Below are 16,907 nucleotides of genomic sequence, written 5' to 3'. Positions count from 1 at the left end.
GTCGATTTTGATTCAGACGCCTGTTTATTTTCTGACGGGCAGCGTAAACTCCGCCTCTCTTCACACCACTGATATAGAAACATGCACAACAGTCCCGCCGCCGCTGCGCCTAAATCGTTTGACCTGACGTCTACCGCCTTTTTGATCGTCGCTTTTCTCACCGGTATTGCCGGTGCGTTACAGACGCCGACGCTCAGTATTTTTCTGACGGATGAGGTTCACGCCCGCCCCGGCATGGTGGGATTCTTTTTTACCGGCAGCGCGGTTATCGGCATTATCGTGAGCCAGTTTCTGGCGGGTCGCTCAGATAAAAAAGGCGATCGCAAAAAACTGATCGTTTTCTGTTGCGTGCTGGGCATGTTGGCCTGCGTGTTGTTTGCCTGGAACCGCAACTACTTTATTTTGCTGTTCATCGGCGTCTTTCTCAGTAGCTTCGGCTCTACCGCCAACCCGCAGATGTTTGCGCTGGCCCGAGAACATGCCGATCGTACAGGTCGTGAAGCGGTGATGTTCAGCTCAATCCTCCGCGCCCAGGTCTCGTTGGCCTGGGTCATTGGGCCGCCGCTGGCCTATGCGCTGGCGATGGGTTTTAGCTTTACGGTGATGTATTTGAGCGCGGCGGTAGCTTTTATCGTCTGCGGCGTCATGGTGTGGTTCTTTTTACCGTCAATGCGCAAAGATGCGCCGCTGGCGACCGGCACGCTGGAAGCACCGCGTCGTAATCGCCGCGATACGCTGTTGCTGTTTGTCATCTGTACGTTAATGTGGGGAACTAACAGCCTGTATATCATTAATATGCCGCTGTTTATCATCAATGAGCTGCATCTTCCGGAAAAACTTGCAGGCGTGATGATGGGCACCGCCGCCGGGCTGGAGATTCCCACAATGCTGATTGCAGGTTACTTCGCCAAACGGTTGGGAAAACGCCTGTTAATGTGCATCGCCGTTGTCGCCGGACTGTGCTTTTATGTGGGTATGTTGCTGGCGCACGCACCGGCGACGTTGCTCGGCTTGCAGTTGCTGAACGCGATTTACATCGGCATTCTTGGCGGGATTGGCATGCTCTATTTTCAGGATCTCATGCCAGGCCAGGCGGGTTCAGCCACCACGCTGTATACCAATACCATTCGCGTCGGCTGGATCATTGCCGGTTCGCTGGCGGGAATCGCCGCAGAAATCTGGAATTACCATGCGGTCTTCTGGTTTGCGTTAGTCATGATTGTCGCCACCATATTCTGCCTGGCGCGTATTAAAGATGTTTAACTTGCAAGCCTGATACTTTTACTCTTCGACACATTTCAGCGCAGAGTTTATCTCTGCGCGATGTTCATGCGCGGTCATTCATTGTCTTTTTCTCAATACGATATTCTGTTAGCGCCCTCTTACATAAGAGACCGGTTATTGAGAAAATTACGCCCATCAGTCCGCAAAGAACCAACACCAGCCGCATCTTATATTTTGGTGTGACAGCAACATCTATCACTTCAATGTTAGCATTATTTTTAACCGCCTCCGACAACAAGGATAGCTTTGTATATGTTTCCGTTTGTAACATGTTTTTATGCACGCTATAACGTTTAATGTCACCATCATCGATATACCATGCTGCCATTTTATCGACGCTATTTTTCAGGGTGGAAATAATATTATTGACGCTTTCTTCCCTCCCCTGCGCCTTAAAAAGGACAAGCTGATTTTTCGCGTCAAAACTTATTTTATTTTTATAGTTCGCAGGCAAGAAACGGCTAAACTGGTTAAGGATAACCGTTGTTTTACATTGAATATCATTAGCATAGCCACATAACGCATAGGTAGCAGGCGTATCCAGATTAGGTTTGATCGTAATACTTACAACCTTTGTATCATGCTGCACGCTCACAAAAACATAGCCAATGGCGACAAAAATAAAGGTAGCGATCACGATACTTAGCCATTTTCTTATAAGGAATAAGGAAACGTCGACTAAATCAATTTCACTATTTTCTCCCCGCATTTCACATCCCTTTTAAAACGCTAATAGTCAACCCGAATACTAAAATAACAAAAAGCAACACCAGCGTAAAAATAAACGCCCTGGCTGCGAACGTATATTTCTTCATAAGATAAAACCCACACATAAGAATTCGAGTATTTTAAAGGAAAATAACAACACATTCACACTGGTTATATCGATCGGTAAATACATCAATGATAGATATAAACTATCAAATTCATGATATCGATCGTTATAAATAATTAAAATCGATCAAAATTCCTCTTTTTAATAGATAAAAACTATCATATAAATAAAATTGATCGTTTTTGTTTTATGTGACGGTTTGTTCGGTACACGTTCAGGTACCAACGGGGTTGAGCGGCGACATCTACCGCTTCAGAAGCCACGAAATAAGGGAAGCATGTATTACGCTATTTAATGGTAAAAGGAGGTAATTTGATGCGCAGCTTTTGTAGACTATTTCGGGATATAACGTAAGCCCCTGCACGTTTATCAAAAACAGCTGACTTAGAGCCTATCCCATTAGGCTATTAGCTCATGGTAAGGTTTTCTGTTCGAGTTCCAGCAAATAAATAATGGCCTCTTCCCGGGTCGTTAAACACATGTCCCCTGTCGGTTGCAAACCAGAGCACACTTTTGGGCGTAAAGGCGAGCCAAAGATAAGGCACAAGTTATCTTCCGAAAGCTGCACGCATCTGGTATTCATCGGCTTGCCATTCGGCATTCCGGGTATCGGCGACGAAATTGAAGGCGCAATACAGCAAGCGCCACAACCGCTACGACAGTCCATGCTCAGCCCTCTATTTATAACCAAATGAAAGATAACAGAATTTGTCCAAAGAAAAATCCAGATTTAAAATGTGGACGTCATCATGATCAGACCTGCCCTCAGACATTCCGAAGACAAGGCTGGAAACAGAAGGGACAACACAGCACACTTCCCCCCTCCGGGCGACATGCCATCGCCTATTCTCGTTGAACGCGGAGCGGAAAGCGGGCGAACAGTATCACCTTTTTTGCACCAGCAAAAGTGACAATTCCACTTGCCTGGACGGCCCGGCGCGAGTAGTTTTACGCGATATTTTAGATAATCTCTACAACAGGATCTCCTCGATGCCAAGAGCGAACGAAATCAAAAAAGGTATGGTACTGAACTACAACGGCAAATTGCTGATTGTGAAAGATATCGACATTCAGTCACCTACCGCCCGTGGCGCCGCCACACTGTATAAAATGCGTTTTTCCGATGTCCGCACCGGTCTGAAAGTGGAAGAACGTTTCAAAGGCGACGATATCGTTGATACCGTCACCCTGAGCCGTCGCGGCGTTGACTTTTCTTATGTCGATGGCAACGAATATGTGTTCATGGATAAAGAAGACTATACGCCGTATACCTTCACCAAAGATCAGATTGAAGAAGAGTTGCTGTTTATGCCTGAAGGCGGAATGCCGGATATGCAGGTTCTGACCTGGGACGGCCAACTGCTGGCGCTAGAGCTTCCGCAGACCGTGGATCTGGAAATCGTCGAAACCGCGCCGGGTATTAAAGGAGCGTCCGCCAGCGCACGTAACAAACCCGCGACATTAAGCACCGGTCTGGTGATTCAGGTTCCCGAATACCTGAGCGCAGGTGAGAAAATCCGCATTCATATCGAAGAGCGCCGTTATATGGGGCGCGCGGATTAAGTTTCGCATTTTTCGGCTGCGCCCCAGGGCGCAGTCTGACCCTTTTCTTTATTGACTGTTCTGCACCAGGAAAGAGAAACGTTAAAAATTTAACATTTTCTGCTCTTAAGATGGCAGAAGCACGACTTCGTCAACTCAGCACTTCTCTTTTTCACGTTTATTCGCCAGGATTATTAAAAGTTGTTATGTTGTATCAATATTCTGGAGCTGACGTGACCAAAACCAATCTTATTACTGGATTTCTCGGTAGCGGAAAAACCACCTCTATCCTTCATTTATTAGCTCATAAAGATCCGGCTGAAAAGTGGGCCGTCCTGGTTAATGAATTTGGTGAAGTGGGTATTGACGGCGCGCTGCTTGCCGACAGCGGCGCACTGCTAAAAGAGATCCCCGGCGGCTGCATGTGCTGCGTCAATGGATTGCCTATGCAGGTGGGGCTCAACACGCTGCTGCGCCAGGGCAAACCTGACCGGTTGCTGATTGAACCAACCGGACTGGGGCACCCAAAACAGATTCTGGATTTATTAACTGCGCCGGTTTATGAGCCGTGGATTGATTTACGCGCTACGCTCTGCATCCTTGACCCTCGCCTGCTACTGGACCAACAGAGCGTCGCCAATGAAAATTTCCGCGATCAGCTCGCCTCAGCCGATATTATCATCGCCAATAAGACCGATCGCGCCACGGCGCAGAGCGATGCCGCCCTGCAACAGTGGTGGCGACAGTACGGCGGCGATCGTCAACTGATTCATGCCGAACATGGACAGATAGACGATAAGCTTCTGGATTTACCGCGACAAAATCTGGCGGAACTGCCGGCCAGCGCCGCGCATTCTCACACTCATGCCAGTAAAAAAGGACTCGCCGCGCTAAATCTGCCCGCACAGCAGCGCTGGCGACGCAGCCTCAATAGCGGACAGGGTCATCAGGCCTGCGGCTGGATTTTCGATGCCGATACCGTGTTTGACACCATTGGCCTCCTCGAATGGGCGCGTCTGGCGCCGGTGGGCCGGGTGAAAGGCGTTATGCGCATACAAGAGGGGCTGGTACGCATCAATCGCCAGGGCGATGACCTGCACATCGAAACACAGAGTGTCGCGCCGCCGGATAGCCGGGTTGAACTTATCTCAAACACAGAAACCGACTGGAATACGTTACAGACGGCCTTGTTGAAGCTTCGTTTAGCGACGCACGCGTAAGGTTGCCACCGTTTAAAAACTATGGCGAAATGACGATGAAAACCCGCTATTCCTTGATAATTCTGCTTAATGCCGCCGGTCTGGCGCTGTTTTTGTCATGGTATCTTCCCGTCAATCACGGTTTCTGGTTCACCATTGATTCCGGCATATTCCACTTCTTTAACCAGAAACTGGTGGAAAGCCACGCGTTCCTCTGGTGGGTCGCTATTACCAATAATCGGGCGTTTGACGGCTGTTCGCTGCTGGCGATGGGCGGACTGATGCTCAGTTTCTGGCTAAAAGAAAACGCATCGGGCCGGCGGCGCATTGTGATAATCGGATTGGTCATGCTGCTAACAGCGGTGGTGCTTAACCAACTCGGTCAGGCGCTGATCCCCGTCAAGCGCGCCAGCCCAACGCTCTCTTTTGAGCATATTTATCGCGTCAGCGAGTTGCTGCACATCCCGACAAAAGACGCGTCAAAAGACAGTTTCCCAGGCGATCACGGTATGATGCTGCTGATATTTTCCGCCTTTATGCTGCGTTATTTCGGCAAAACGGCGGGGATTATCGCCCTTATTATATTTGTGGTTTTCGCGTTTCCGCGCGTTATGATTGGCGCTCACTGGTTCACCGATATTGTGGTCGGGTCACTCACGGTTATTTTGATTGGCCTCCCCTGGTGGCTGATGACCCCGCTCAGCGACCGGGCGATAGCGCTTTTTGAGAATTATCTCCCGGGCGGAAATAAACAAATTTTAAACAAATAACCTATGTAATTAACATTACCTTCAGCGATAGTTTTACATCGTTGAAGGTAATTTATGATGATATTCCCCCAGCCCATCATTTTTCGGTCATATTATTCCTCTGCAAAATGAACAGTTTGCCCGATTTTTAAACGATTTGCGCTTAATTTGACCCGTGCTGATAGTTCACTTTTCGTATCATAAATTCTTATAAAAAATCACGCGAAATCGCTCGCAATGACAGCAACAATCGGGTAATCTCAAACTCGTTTTGCCTCGCCAGATAATTATTCTCATTGCGAATAAATTTGTGCGTTCCGCCACAGATTTGTGCACAAAGAATTGTCTCAAGCTGTGCAGGTAATTAGTCTCATCACGTTTGGCATTTTTATAACGATATTTATCGTTAAGGACTTCAAGGGAAAACAAACAACATGGTCAAATCTCAACCGATTTTGAGATATATTTTGCGCGGGATTCCTGCGATTGCAGTTGCGGTTCTGCTTTCTGCTTGTAGCACAACCACCAATACCGCAAAGAATATGCATTCTGAGACGCATGCTGTGGGCAATAGCGATAGCTCTTCACTGCAAGCCTCTCAGGATGAATTTGAAAATATGGTGCGTAACCTCGACGTTAAGTCGCGGATTATGGATCAGTATGCTGACTGGAAAGGCGTGCGTTACCGCCTGGGCGGCAGCACTAAGAAAGGCGTCGACTGTTCCAGCTTTGTACAGCGCACCTTCCGTGAACAGTTTGGTTTAGAGCTTCCGCGTTCAACCTATGAACAGCAGGAAATGGGCAAAGCGGTTTCACGCAATAACCTGCGTACGGGCGATCTGGTTCTGTTCCGCGCCGGCTCCACTGGTCGTCATGTCGGTATTTATATCGGCAATAACCAGTTTGTCCATGCGTCTACCAGTAGCGGCGTCATTATCTCCAGTATGAACGAACCGTACTGGAAAAAACGCTACAATGAAGCGCGTCGAGTTCTGAGCCGCAGTTAATCTTCATCAGGCAGCACCTCCCTTGGCTTACCTGATGAGACGACATAAAAAGCACTGCTTCGGCAGTGCTTTTGCTTATTATCCCTTCTGAACCCGTTTTGCCGAATGGCGACGTGTGGCGTCTTATCCAGCCTACAACACACGAACGTAGGCCTGATAAACATAGCGCCATCAGGCATTCAGGTCGTTTCCGCCAACGGCTACTGCGACAATACGCTTTCCTGCGCATCACAGAAAAGCATGACTATCCGGAGTAATCCAGGCTATAGTCTTATAAATCAACCAGTTTAACCGGCATCCGCCTTTTCAGGCCACACCAGGAATTATGCTAACACGCGACTCCTCTTCCGGTCGGAAAATCCTGCTTACCTGTATCATTACGGGGATAGCGGCAGCATTACTTATTGGTAGCCTGCAATTTTTCCTGTCGTGGCATAAACGGGATGTTAAATACAATACGCTCCTTTCTGATGTACAACATTACCTGGCCAGCTATTTCGCCGACCTGAAAGCCACCACCGATATTCTTCAACCGTTGACGATCAACACCTGTCAGCAGGTTGGCGCAGAACTCACCTCAAGAGCCGCTTTTAGCCTTAATGTCCGCGCCTTCTTATTGATTAAAGATAAAAAAGTGTTCTGCTCTTCCGCCACTGGCGCCATGAATATGCCGCTTCAGCAACTGGTACCGGATATAGATATCCGCAAAGACGTTGCTATGGCGATTCTGCCCGGCACGCCAATGATGCCCAACAAACCGACAATGGTGATTTGGTATCGAAACCCATTATTAAATGACAGCGGCGTATTCACATCGCTGAATATTAACCTGACGCCCTACTTACTCTATACCACGCGCCAGGATGATTTTAACGGCATCGCGCTGATTGTCGGCAATACCGCTCTGTCGACCTTTTCTTCGCGTCTACTGACCGTCGCGGAGCTGCCGGGCACGCCATCACGACAGGCAACTATCAACGGCCTGCCGCTTAAAATACGGCTTTATGCCGATAGCTGGACCTACAATGACTTGTGGTATGCGTTGATGCTGGGCTGCATTAGCGGCATCGTAGCAGGGTTTATCTGTTACTTTATCTATGCCCTCCGGACGCGACCGGGCAAAGAGATTTTAACGGCGATCAAACACGAGCAGTTTTATGTGGTTTATCAGCCCGTCGTCGATACTCGTACGCTGAGCGTCACCGGGCTTGAAGTCTTACTGCGCTGGCGTCACCCTACGGCAGGAGAGATTCCGCCGGATGCCTTTATCCACTATGCCGAAGCGCAGCAACTTATCGTACCGTTAACGCAGCATCTGTTCGAGCTGATCGCCCGCGACGCGCCCACGTTACAGAAGGTGATGCCCGTCGGTGCCAAATTTGGCATTAACATCGCGCCGGAACATCTGCACAGCGACAGTTTTAAAGAGGATATGCACCGGCTCAGGGACGCCCTGCCCGCGCACCATTTTCATATCGTGCTGGAAATCACTGAACGCGATATGCTCCAGCAGTATGAAGCGGCCAAACTGTTCGAATGGCTGCATTCCGCCGGGTTTGAAATCGCTATAGATGATTTCGGTACAGGCCATAGCGCCCTGATTTATCTGGAGCGATTTACTTTAGATTATCTGAAAATCGATCGCGGCTTTATCCAGGCGATCGGCACGGAAACCGTCACGTCGCCGGTTCTGGATACCGTGCTGACGCTCTCCAGACGCCTGAATATGCTGACGGTGGCCGAGGGCGTTGAAACGCCGGAGCAGGCCCGTTGGCTACGCGATCACGGTGTTAATTACTTGCAGGGGTACTGGATTAGCCGTCCTTTACCCCTTAAAGATTTCGTGCTGTGGATGTCGGCGCCTTCCGTGCCTGAATGGTAGTCCCCTTACGGTTTTAACGGATTCACATCAGACGCAACGTCACTTATTATTCAGCGAAACGCCTGCCGGTTTGCAGCGGGCAATACGATAAGGAAACCGCCTTCAGATGATTGCGCGCGTAATGCTTCTGCTTGTCGCACTGGTTAGCGCTGGCGCCCAGGCCCAGGAAATCAAAGAAAGCTACGCTTTCGCCGTACTCGGCGAACCTAAGTATGCTTTTAACTTTGATCACTTTGATTATGTAAATCCTGCTGCGCCGAAAGGCGGTCAGATGACGCTTTCCGCCATTGGTACGTTCGATAATTTCAATCGCTATTCGCTGCGCGGCAATCCCGGCGTACGTACCGAAGCCCTTTACGATACGCTTTTTACCACTTCGGATGATGAACCCGGAAGCTATTATCCGCTGATTGCCGACCATGCCCGCTATGCAGCCGACTATTCCTGGGTGGAAATCTCGATTAATCCCCGCGCTCGTTTTCACGATGGCACGCCCATTACCGCCCGCGATGTGGCCTTTACCTTTCATAAGTTTATGACCGAAGGCGTACCGCAGTTCCGTCTGGTCTATAAAGGTACTACCGTGAAGGCGATTGCGCCTTTAACCGTGCGAATTGAGCTGGCGAAGCCTGGTAAAGAAGACATGCTTAGTCTGTTTTCATTACCGATCATGCCCGAAAAATTCTGGAAAAATCACAAACTTAGCGATCCGCTTTCAACGCCGCCCTTAGCCAGCGGGCCATACCGGATTACTCAGTGGAAAATGGGCCAGTACATTGTCTATTCACGCGTCAAAAACTACTGGGCGGCTAATCTGCCGGTCAATCGTGGACGTTTTAACCTCGACACTATCCGCTACGATTACTACCTTGATGACAATGTCGCTTTCGAGGCGTTTAAAGCGGGCGCATTTGATCTACGGCTGGAAAACGACGCTAAAAACTGGGCAACGCGCTATATCGGTAAAAATTTCGATAATCATTACATCATTAAAGAAGAGCAGAAAAACGAGTCGGCGCAGGACACACGCTGGCTGGCCTTTAATATTCAGCGCCCGGTATTTAAAGACCGGCGGGTACGTGAAGCTGTCACCCTGGCCTTCGATTTTGAGTGGATGAATAAAGCGCTGTTCTATAATGCCTGGAGCCGAACCAACAGTTACTTCCAGAATACCGAGTACGCCGCCAGAAATTATCCTGACGCCGATGAGCTGGTATTACTCGCGCCGATGAAAAAAGATCTTCCTCCTGAAGTCTTCACTCAGATCTATCAGCCGCCGGTCTCTAACGGCGACGGCTACGATCGCGAAAATCTTCTTAAAGCTGACGCCTTGTTGACGCAGGCCGGATGGGTGATCAACGGACAGCAACGGGTCAATAGCGTCACCGGTAAGCCCCTGACGTTTGAACTTCTCCTTCCTGCCAGCAGTAATAGCCAGTGGGTTCTGCCCTTCCAGCATAATCTTCAGCGTCTGGGCATTACGATGACTATCCGTCAGGTTGATAATTCTCAACTCACCAACCGGATGCGTAGCCGCGACTATGACATGATGCCGAGGCTATGGCGGGCGATGCCCTGGCCCAGCTCCGATCTACAAATCTCATGGGCGTCGGAATACATTGACTCCAGTTATAACGCTCCCGGCGTACAAAGCCCGGTGGTGGATAAACTGATCGCGCAAATTATCGCAGCGCAGGGTGATAAAGCGAAACTGGTGCCGCTGGGACGGGCGCTGGATCGCGTGCTGACCTGGAACTATTACATGCTGCCGATGTGGTATATGGCGCAAGACAGGCTCGCCTGGTGGGATAAATTCTCCCATCCGGCGATTCGCCCGGTATATACCATCGGGTTAGATACCTGGTGGTATGATGTCAACAAAGCCGCCAAACTACCGGCAGCCAGGAGGTAGTAAGAATCAATGGGCGCCTATCTTATCCGCCGTCTGTTACTGGTGATCCCCACGCTATGGGCCATTATTACCATTAACTTTTTTATCGTGCAGATCGCTCCCGGCGGCCCTGTCGATCAGGCGATTGCCGCGATTGAATTTGGCCAGGGCGGCGCGTTGCCCGGCGCCAGCGGCGAAGGCGTTCGCGCCAGTCATGCGCAAACCGGCGTCGGCAATATCAGCGACAGCCATTATCGCGGCGGCCGGGGACTCGATCCGGAGGTGATCGCGGAGATCACCCATCGCTACGGCTTCGACAAACCGCTGCATGAGCGTTATTTCAAGATGCTACGGGACTATCTCTCTTTTGACTTCGGCGACAGTCTGTTTCGCAGCGCATCCGTACTAACGCTGATCAAAGATAGCCTTCCCGTCTCCATTACCCTGGGATTATGGAGCACGCTGATTATTTATCTGGTGTCTATCCCGCTGGGGATTCGCAAAGCCGTCCATAACGGCAGTCGCTTTGATGTGTGGAGCAGCGCGTTTATCATTATTGGTTATGCGATCCCCGCCTTTCTGTTTGCTATTTTATTAATCGTCTTTTTTGCCGGCGGCAGCTACTACGATATTTTTCCGCTACGTGGCCTGGTCTCCGCCAACTTTGACACATTACCGTGGTACCAGAAAATCACCGATTATTTGTGGCATATTACGCTGCCGGTGTTGGCGACCGTCATCGGCGGTTTTGCCGCCCTGACGATGCTGACGAAAAATTCGTTTCTCGACGAGGTGCGTAAACAGTATGTCGTTACCGCTCGCGCTAAAGGCGTGAGTGAAAAAAACATTCTCTGGAAACATGTTTTTCGTAACGCCATGCTGCTGGTGATCGCCGGGTTTCCCGCCACTTTTATCAGTATGTTTTTCACCGGCTCGCTGCTAATTGAAGTCATGTTTTCACTCAACGGCCTGGGGCTGCTGGGTTATGAAGCAACCGTTTCGCGCGACTATCCGGTGATGTTCGGCACGCTTTATATCTTTACCCTGATTGGCTTATTACTGAATATCCTGAGCGATATCAGCTATACGCTGGTCGATCCACGCATTGATTTTGAGGGACGATAATGCCGCGATTAAGCCCGGTCAATCAGGCCCGCTGGGCGCGTTTCCGCCATAATCGCCGGGGCTACTGGTCACTATGGATTTTCCTGATCATGTTCAGCCTGAGCTTATGCGCGGAACTGATTGCTAACGATAAGCCATTGCTGGTGCGCTATGAAGGCCAGTGGTATTTTCCGCTGGTAAAAAATTACAGCGAGCGCGATTTCGGCGGCCCGCTGGCGACAACGGCGGATTATCAGGACCCCTGGCTACAACGGCAGCTTGAGAATCGGGGCTGGGTGTTGTGGGCCCCCGTACGCTTTGGTGCCAATACCATTAATTTTGCCACCACGCAGCCTTTCCCCTCCCCGCCTTCGGCGAAAAACTGGCTGGGCACCGATGCGAATGGCGGCGACGTTTTCGCCCGCATCCTGTACGGCACCCGCATTTCTATTTTATTCGGCCTGATGTTAACGATTTGCTCCAGCGTCATGGGCGTACTGGCGGGCGCGCTACAGGGCTATTATGGCGGCAAAGTCGATTTATGGGGGCAACGTCTCATCGAAGTCTGGTCGGGGATGCCGACCCTGTTTCTGATTATTTTACTTTCCAGCGTAGTGCAGCCTAACTTCTGGTGGCTGCTGGCCATAACCGTACTGTTTGGCTGGATGAGTCTGGTGGGCGTGGTGCGCGCCGAGTTTTTACGGACCCGCAATTTTGACTATATCCGCGCCGCGCAGGCGCTTGGCGTCAGCGATCGGGACATTATCCTGCGCCATATGTTGCCTAATGCGATGGTCGCTACCCTGACATTTTTACCGTTCATTTTATGTAGCTCCATCACCACCCTGACGTCGCTGGATTTTCTGGGATTCGGTCTGCCGCTTGGCTCCCCTTCTCTCGGCGAACTTCTTTTACAGGGGAAAAACAACTTACAGGCTCCCTGGCTGGGGATCGCCGCCTTTCTGTCTGTCGCCATTCTGCTATCGCTGCTGATTTTTATCGGCGAAGCGGTACGCGACGCCTTTGATCCTGCTAAGGCGGTATAAGATGACATATCCATTGCTTGCGATTGAAAATTTATCGGTAGGTTTCCGTCAGCAACAGCACGTGCGTCCTGTCGTTAACGCCATTTCGTTACAGGTGAACGCCGGGGAAACGCTGGCGCTGGTCGGCGAGTCCGGGTCAGGAAAAAGCGTGACGGCGCTTTCCATTCTGCGTCTTTTGCCTACCCCTCCCGCCGTCTACCTCTCCGGCGATATTCGCTTTCACGGCGAATCATTGCTTCATGCCAGCGAGCAGACGCTACGCGGCGTACGCGGCAATAAAATCGCCATGATTTTTCAGGAACCGATGGTTTCACTTAACCCGCTGCATACGCTGGAAAAACAGCTCTATGAAGTGCTGTCGCTCCATCGGGGAATGCGTCGGGAGGCGGCAAGAGCGGAGATGATCGGTTGTCTGGATCGGGTCGGTATCCGCCAGGCGAGCCAGCGTCTGCGCGATTACCCTCATCAGCTTTCCGGCGGCGAACGCCAGCGCGTCATGATAGCCATGGCGCTGTTAACACGGCCGGAATTACTGATCGCCGATGAGCCGACCACCGCCCTCGACGTCTCCGTACAGGCGCAGATTTTATCTCTACTACGGGAACTCCAGCGCGAGCTTAATATGGGATTACTGTTTATCACCCATAACCTCAGCATTGTAAAAAAACTGGCGGATTCAGTAGCGGTAATGCAACACGGCAAGTGCGTAGAGAACCAACGCGCCGACACGCTGCTCTCCGCGCCGACCCATCCGTACACGCAAAAACTACTCAACAGCGAACCCACAGGCGATCCGGTTCCGCTCCCCGCCGGGCAGACGCCGTTGCTGGAGGTGGACAGGCTGCGCGTCGCCTTCCCGATCCGCAAAGGCATTCTGAAGCGCGTCGTGGATCATAATGTGGTGGTTAACAATATCAGTTTCACCCTGCATCCAGGCGAAACGCTGGGTCTGGTCGGCGAGTCAGGATCGGGAAAAAGCACCACCGGTCTGGCGCTGTTACGGCTTATCCGCTCCGAAGGCCGCATCGTGTTTGACGGTCAATCGCTGGATACGTTAAACCGCCACCAGCTTTTACCTGTTCGCCACCGTATCCAGGTCGTATTCCAGGACCCGAACTCATCGCTAAACCCGCGTTTAAACGTATTGCAAATTATCGAAGAAGGCCTGCGCGTCCACCAGCCTACGCTTTCAGGCGCGCAGCGCGAACAGCAGGTGAAAGCGGTCATGATGGAAGTCGGCCTGGACCCGGAAACGCGGCATCGTTACCCCGCTGAGTTTTCCGGCGGCCAGCGTCAACGTATCGCCGTCGCCAGGGCACTGATTTTAAAACCGTCGCTTATTATTCTGGATGAACCGACCTCATCGCTGGATAAAACCGTTCAGGCGCAGATTCTTGCCCTCCTGAAATCGCTCCAGCAAAAGCACCGTCTGGCCTATATCTTCATTAGCCACGATCTGCATGTAGTACGCGCGCTGTGCCATCAGGTTATTGTGCTGCGGCAGGGGGAGGTGGTTGAACAGGGGCAATGCGAGCGCGTGTTTACCGCACCGCAACAGGCCTATACGCGTCAGCTACTCGCGTTAAGCTGACGCCTAAAAAGGATTATTGTTAGAAAAAGGTTCCGCTATCGCCACACCGAAATTTTTCAGCCGACAGGTGGCGGCAAACTCATCCTGACGATTAACGAACAGGCACGGTTCCCCTTCGCACTCCAGCACGGAGCAAGGAACTTCAATATCGCTTAGCGCCTGGCTGAGCTTATGCATCACTGACCACGCGCTATCGCCTGCCGGACTCAACAGTTTAAGCGCCACCAGACTATTCTCGGTGCTCTGCCCGTTTTGCGGAATCGGTTCAACCTTTGACCCCGCAAAACCCGCCGACCAGCGATAGTTTTGCGGCAGACGGTGAACAATTGAGAGCTGTAATGTATTCACTTTCTTTCCCCGGAAGCACAATTACTTCACAATTTACTTACATTTATATTAACACATCATTGACAACCCGTCCTTAAACAGATTGCTAACGCCCTTCTCTCCGTCAGTGGCTCTACAGCAAGCGGGAGTTAAAATAGTTTTACCGACACGGAGATAGCGGCGGGCTATATGTACCCGTTTCTGCGATCTAACTCAACCTTTTTAACTACAATGATGTGACTTTTTACATAAATGGATTTTACATAAAATAAACATAAAGGAGGAAAATGATGAATTGGTAATTGATATACATCAACTATGAAAGCCGTTTGGCTTTGCCATCGTGTAGCGGATAGCATCCCCCAACGCCGCCTGCGCATTCTTCGGCGCCATTGAGGGACAGCGCGCCCGTCACCGTTTTTTGGGACGGCTGGCGTAGAGATAAAACAGAATGGAACAGGCGGCGCAAAGCGCAATCGACCAGATCATCGGCCACGCACTGTTAAAGGTAGCCAGCGACAGCAACGCGCCGACGATAGCGCCAATACCAAAGCGGAAAGTGCCCGCCAACGAAGACGCCGTTCCGGCCATATGCGGAAACTCATCCAAAATGACCGCCATCGCATTGGACGAAACCATCGACACACAGCCGACAAACGCCGCAACGCCAACCACCAGCGCCCAGAATCCAATGCCCATCAGCGCGCTGAAAACCATCCACACCGCCATCGCAAACTGAATCCATAGCCCGGCCCGAAACATGTTTAGCGCCCCTACCCGTCTGACAAAACGGCTGTTGATAATCGTCATCACAAACAGAAATACGATGTTCAACGCGAAGTAGTAGCCGAAATCCTGCGGCGGAACATGATTAATTTCGATATAAACAAACGGCCCCGCGCTCAAAAAAGAGAACATACCGGCAAAACTAAACCCGCTCGCCAGCATATAGCTCAGTACGCGTTTGTGGCGAAACAACGCGGCAAAGTTACCTATTGTGGTACGAATATGAAAAGGCTGACGCCGCTCAACGGGCAGCGTCTCTTTAATCAAAGCAAAGATCATGACTGACGCCAGAATCGCCGCAATGGCCAGTATCCAGAAGATATAGTGCCAGCTTAACCATACCAACACCCAGCCCCCGACAATGGGCGCCATTAACGGCGCTATCGTAGTGACCAGCATGACAAATGACATCATGCGCGAAAACTCTTCCTTTGGATAAATATCCCGCATCAGCGCATTGATGACGACGCTTGCCGCCGCGGCCGCCAAACCGTGAAAGAAACGCATCACGATCAGTTGATCGATAGTCTGCGCCAACGCACAGGCGACCGCCGCAGCGGCAAATACCAGCGTCCCGCCCAGGATGACCGGCTTACGCCCGAGGCTATCCGCCATCGGTCCATAGATAAGCTGACCCAGCGCAAACCCCAGAATATAGGTGCTGAGCGTCATCTGCGCGCTACCGGCAGGCACGCCGAATTGCGCAGAAATCACCGGCAGCGCTGGAAGATACATATCAATCGACAGCGGCATTAACATGGCCAACAGGCCAAGGATAAAGACAATGGCAAAGGAAGAGTGCTGCCGGGTGGTCACATCGAACTCCTGAATTTAACGAGATAGTTAGCCGACGCTGGCGATTTCTTCTTCAGTCAACGGGCGGTACTCGCCGGGAGCCAGATTCTCATCCAGCGTAATGGCGCCAATCCGTTCGCGGTGCAGTTCCACAACGCGATTGCCTACTGCGGCAAACATCCGCTTCACCTGATGATAACGGCCTTCGCTGATGGTCAGACGGACCTGCACAGGTGTTATCACCTCCAGCGTAGCGGGTTTAGTGAGATATTTTTCATTATGCAACTGCACGCCTTTCGCAAATTGCGCTGCCGTATCGTCGGCCACCGGCGACTCCAGGGTCACCAGATAGGTTTTTTCACAGTGATGGCGCGGCGACGTAATGCGGTGCGACCACTGACCGTCATCTGTCATTAACACCAGACCGGTAGTATCGATATCCAGACGTCCTGCGGCATGCAGCTTATACGCCACCGGCTCATCCAGGAAATACAGTACCGTTGGATGATCGGGATCATCGGTTGAACAAACGTATCCCTGCGGCTTGTTAAGCATAAAATAGCGTGGCCCGTGTTGCTGCGCTAAGGGATTGCCGTCATACGCAACCGCATGTTCCGGGAGCAGTTTGAAGGCCGCATTTTTAATGATGTCGCCATCGACGGTAACGCGGTTACCACGAATTTCACGCCCGGCAATAGCGCGGCTGACGCCAAGCTGCTGAGCGATAAATTTATCAAGTCGCATGTGTGTGATTTAGCCTGTAATAATACGGAAATCGGGCATTCTACCCGAAAAAAGGGAATTGCTATCCGCTCAGTATAGCGGGCTAACTATATCCCTCAAGGGAAATGATTCATGGCATACTATTC

The 16,907-nt window shown here is 51.0% G+C and carries 16 protein-coding genes; 10 read left to right on the top strand and 6 right to left on the bottom strand.

Annotation, left to right across the window (positions count from 1 at the left end):
* The first annotated feature begins 81 nt into the window (after positions 1-81).
* On the top strand, positions 82-1,263 hold the full coding sequence (gene setB / locus QEN31_RS08035; protein ID WP_000551936.1) for a sugar efflux transporter SetB: 1,182 nt from the start codon (positions 82-84) through the stop codon (positions 1,261-1,263).
* 64 nt (positions 1,264-1,327) lie between these two features.
* On the opposite strand, the gene QEN31_RS08030 is transcribed toward setB, so the two are convergent.
* The 3 genes from QEN31_RS08030 to QEN31_RS08020 all read right to left on the bottom strand — a co-directional run bounded on the left by QEN31_RS08030 (position 1,328) and on the right by QEN31_RS08020 (position 2,786).
* Positions 1,328-1,993 (bottom strand): GNVR domain-containing protein, encoded by a 666-nt coding sequence (locus QEN31_RS08030; protein ID WP_001213887.1) that lies wholly within the window; start codon positions 1,991-1,993, stop codon positions 1,328-1,330.
* 1 nt (position 1,994) lies between these two features.
* Positions 1,995-2,117, bottom strand: a complete 123-nt coding sequence (locus QEN31_RS08025) for a hypothetical protein (protein ID WP_001521176.1) — start codon at positions 2,115-2,117, stop codon at positions 1,995-1,997.
* 414 nt (positions 2,118-2,531) lie between these two features.
* Positions 2,532-2,786 (bottom strand): YkgJ family cysteine cluster protein, encoded by a 255-nt coding sequence (locus QEN31_RS08020; RefSeq protein WP_001523448.1) that lies wholly within the window; start codon positions 2,784-2,786, stop codon positions 2,532-2,534.
* Between the two features lie 323 nt (positions 2,787-3,109).
* On the opposite strand from QEN31_RS08020, the gene yeiP reads away from it, so the two are divergent.
* The 9 genes from yeiP to yejF all read left to right on the top strand — a co-directional run bounded on the left by yeiP (position 3,110) and on the right by yejF (position 14,130).
* Positions 3,110-3,682: an elongation factor P-like protein YeiP gene (gene yeiP, locus QEN31_RS08015; protein WP_001136822.1), complete on the top strand. Its 573-nt coding sequence runs from the start codon at positions 3,110-3,112 to the stop codon at positions 3,680-3,682.
* Between the two features lie 212 nt (positions 3,683-3,894).
* A complete protein-coding gene (locus tag QEN31_RS08010) occupies positions 3,895-4,881 on the top strand; it encodes a CobW family GTP-binding protein (protein ID WP_000169346.1) in 987 nt (328 codons plus the stop codon).
* A 29-nt stretch (positions 4,882-4,910) separates the two neighbouring features.
* On the top strand, positions 4,911-5,630 hold the full coding sequence (locus QEN31_RS08005) for a phosphatase PAP2 family protein (RefSeq protein WP_000178095.1): 720 nt from the start codon (positions 4,911-4,913) through the stop codon (positions 5,628-5,630).
* Positions 5,631-6,043: 413 nt separating this feature from the next.
* Positions 6,044-6,616, top strand: a complete 573-nt coding sequence (mepS, locus tag QEN31_RS08000; RefSeq protein ID WP_000241015.1) for a bifunctional murein DD-endopeptidase/murein LD-carboxypeptidase — start codon at positions 6,044-6,046, stop codon at positions 6,614-6,616.
* A 325-nt stretch (positions 6,617-6,941) separates the two neighbouring features.
* Complete coding sequence (locus tag QEN31_RS07995; RefSeq protein WP_000957755.1) at positions 6,942-8,498, top strand: cyclic di-GMP phosphodiesterase; 1,557 nt, start codon at positions 6,942-6,944, stop codon at positions 8,496-8,498.
* Positions 8,499-8,604: 106 nt separating this feature from the next.
* Complete coding sequence (locus QEN31_RS07990; protein ID WP_000561742.1) at positions 8,605-10,410, top strand: extracellular solute-binding protein; 1,806 nt, start codon at positions 8,605-8,607, stop codon at positions 10,408-10,410.
* Positions 10,411-10,419: 9 nt separating this feature from the next.
* Positions 10,420-11,514 (top strand): microcin C ABC transporter permease YejB, encoded by a 1,095-nt coding sequence (locus QEN31_RS07985; RefSeq protein WP_000501623.1) that lies wholly within the window; start codon positions 10,420-10,422, stop codon positions 11,512-11,514.
* Positions 11,514-12,539 carry an ABC transporter permease gene (locus QEN31_RS07980; RefSeq protein WP_001137747.1) on the top strand — a complete coding sequence of 342 codons (1,026 nt, stop codon included), beginning with the start codon at positions 11,514-11,516 and terminating at the stop codon, positions 12,537-12,539. Before QEN31_RS07985 ends, QEN31_RS07980 begins: the two co-directional genes overlap by 1 nt.
* A gap of 1 nt (position 12,540) precedes the next feature.
* A complete protein-coding gene (gene yejF / locus QEN31_RS07975) occupies positions 12,541-14,130 on the top strand; it encodes a microcin C ABC transporter ATP-binding protein YejF (RefSeq protein ID WP_000222013.1) in 1,590 nt (529 codons plus the stop codon).
* Between the two features lie 3 nt (positions 14,131-14,133).
* On the opposite strand, the gene QEN31_RS07970 is transcribed toward yejF, so the two are convergent.
* The 3 genes from QEN31_RS07970 to rsuA all read right to left on the bottom strand — a co-directional run bounded on the left by QEN31_RS07970 (position 14,134) and on the right by rsuA (position 16,782).
* Positions 14,134-14,478, bottom strand: coding sequence for a YejG family protein (locus QEN31_RS07970; protein WP_001094639.1), 345 nt, complete (start codon positions 14,476-14,478; stop codon positions 14,134-14,136).
* Between the two features lie 390 nt (positions 14,479-14,868).
* On the bottom strand, positions 14,869-16,059 hold the full coding sequence (locus QEN31_RS07965) for a Bcr/CflA family multidrug efflux MFS transporter (protein ID WP_000213347.1): 1,191 nt from the start codon (positions 16,057-16,059) through the stop codon (positions 14,869-14,871).
* 27 nt (positions 16,060-16,086) lie between these two features.
* Positions 16,087-16,782 (bottom strand): 16S rRNA pseudouridine(516) synthase RsuA, encoded by a 696-nt coding sequence (gene rsuA / locus QEN31_RS07960; RefSeq protein ID WP_001234839.1) that lies wholly within the window; start codon positions 16,780-16,782, stop codon positions 16,087-16,089.
* Positions 16,783-16,907: the final 125 nt, after the last annotated feature.

It is taken from the genome of Salmonella sp. SA15303, assembly GCF_029962125.1.
Lineage (GTDB): Bacteria > Pseudomonadota > Gammaproteobacteria > Enterobacterales > Enterobacteriaceae > Salmonella > Salmonella enterica.
This window is presented reverse-complemented; position numbering and strand designations above follow the sequence as displayed.

Bases quoted from the DNA above. Each gene is read 5' to 3' on its own strand.
- QEN31_RS07985 (WP_000501623.1), top strand. From the start codon at position 10,420: ATGGGCGCCTATCTTATCCGCCGTCTGTTACTGGTGATCCCCACGCTA.
- QEN31_RS08020 (WP_001523448.1), bottom strand. From the start codon at position 2,786: ATGGACTGTCGTAGCGGTTGTGGCGCTTGCTGTATTGCGCCTTCAATT.
- QEN31_RS07980 (WP_001137747.1), top strand. From the start codon at position 11,514: ATGCCGCGATTAAGCCCGGTCAATCAGGCCCGCTGGGCGCGTTTCCGC.
- yeiP (WP_001136822.1), top strand. From the start codon at position 3,110: ATGCCAAGAGCGAACGAAATCAAAAAAGGTATGGTACTGAACTACAAC.
- QEN31_RS08005 (WP_000178095.1), top strand. From the start codon at position 4,911: ATGACGATGAAAACCCGCTATTCCTTGATAATTCTGCTTAATGCCGCC.
- setB (WP_000551936.1), top strand. From the start codon at position 82: ATGCACAACAGTCCCGCCGCCGCTGCGCCTAAATCGTTTGACCTGACG.
- mepS (WP_000241015.1), top strand. From the start codon at position 6,044: ATGGTCAAATCTCAACCGATTTTGAGATATATTTTGCGCGGGATTCCT.
- QEN31_RS07990 (WP_000561742.1), top strand. From the start codon at position 8,605: ATGATTGCGCGCGTAATGCTTCTGCTTGTCGCACTGGTTAGCGCTGGC.
- QEN31_RS08030 (WP_001213887.1), bottom strand. From the start codon at position 1,993: ATGCGGGGAGAAAATAGTGAAATTGATTTAGTCGACGTTTCCTTATTC.
- rsuA (WP_001234839.1), bottom strand. From the start codon at position 16,782: ATGCGACTTGATAAATTTATCGCTCAGCAGCTTGGCGTCAGCCGCGCT.
- QEN31_RS08025 (WP_001521176.1), bottom strand. From the start codon at position 2,117: ATGTGTGGGTTTTATCTTATGAAGAAATATACGTTCGCAGCCAGGGCG.
- yejF (WP_000222013.1), top strand. From the start codon at position 12,541: ATGACATATCCATTGCTTGCGATTGAAAATTTATCGGTAGGTTTCCGT.
- QEN31_RS07995 (WP_000957755.1), top strand. From the start codon at position 6,942: ATGCTAACACGCGACTCCTCTTCCGGTCGGAAAATCCTGCTTACCTGT.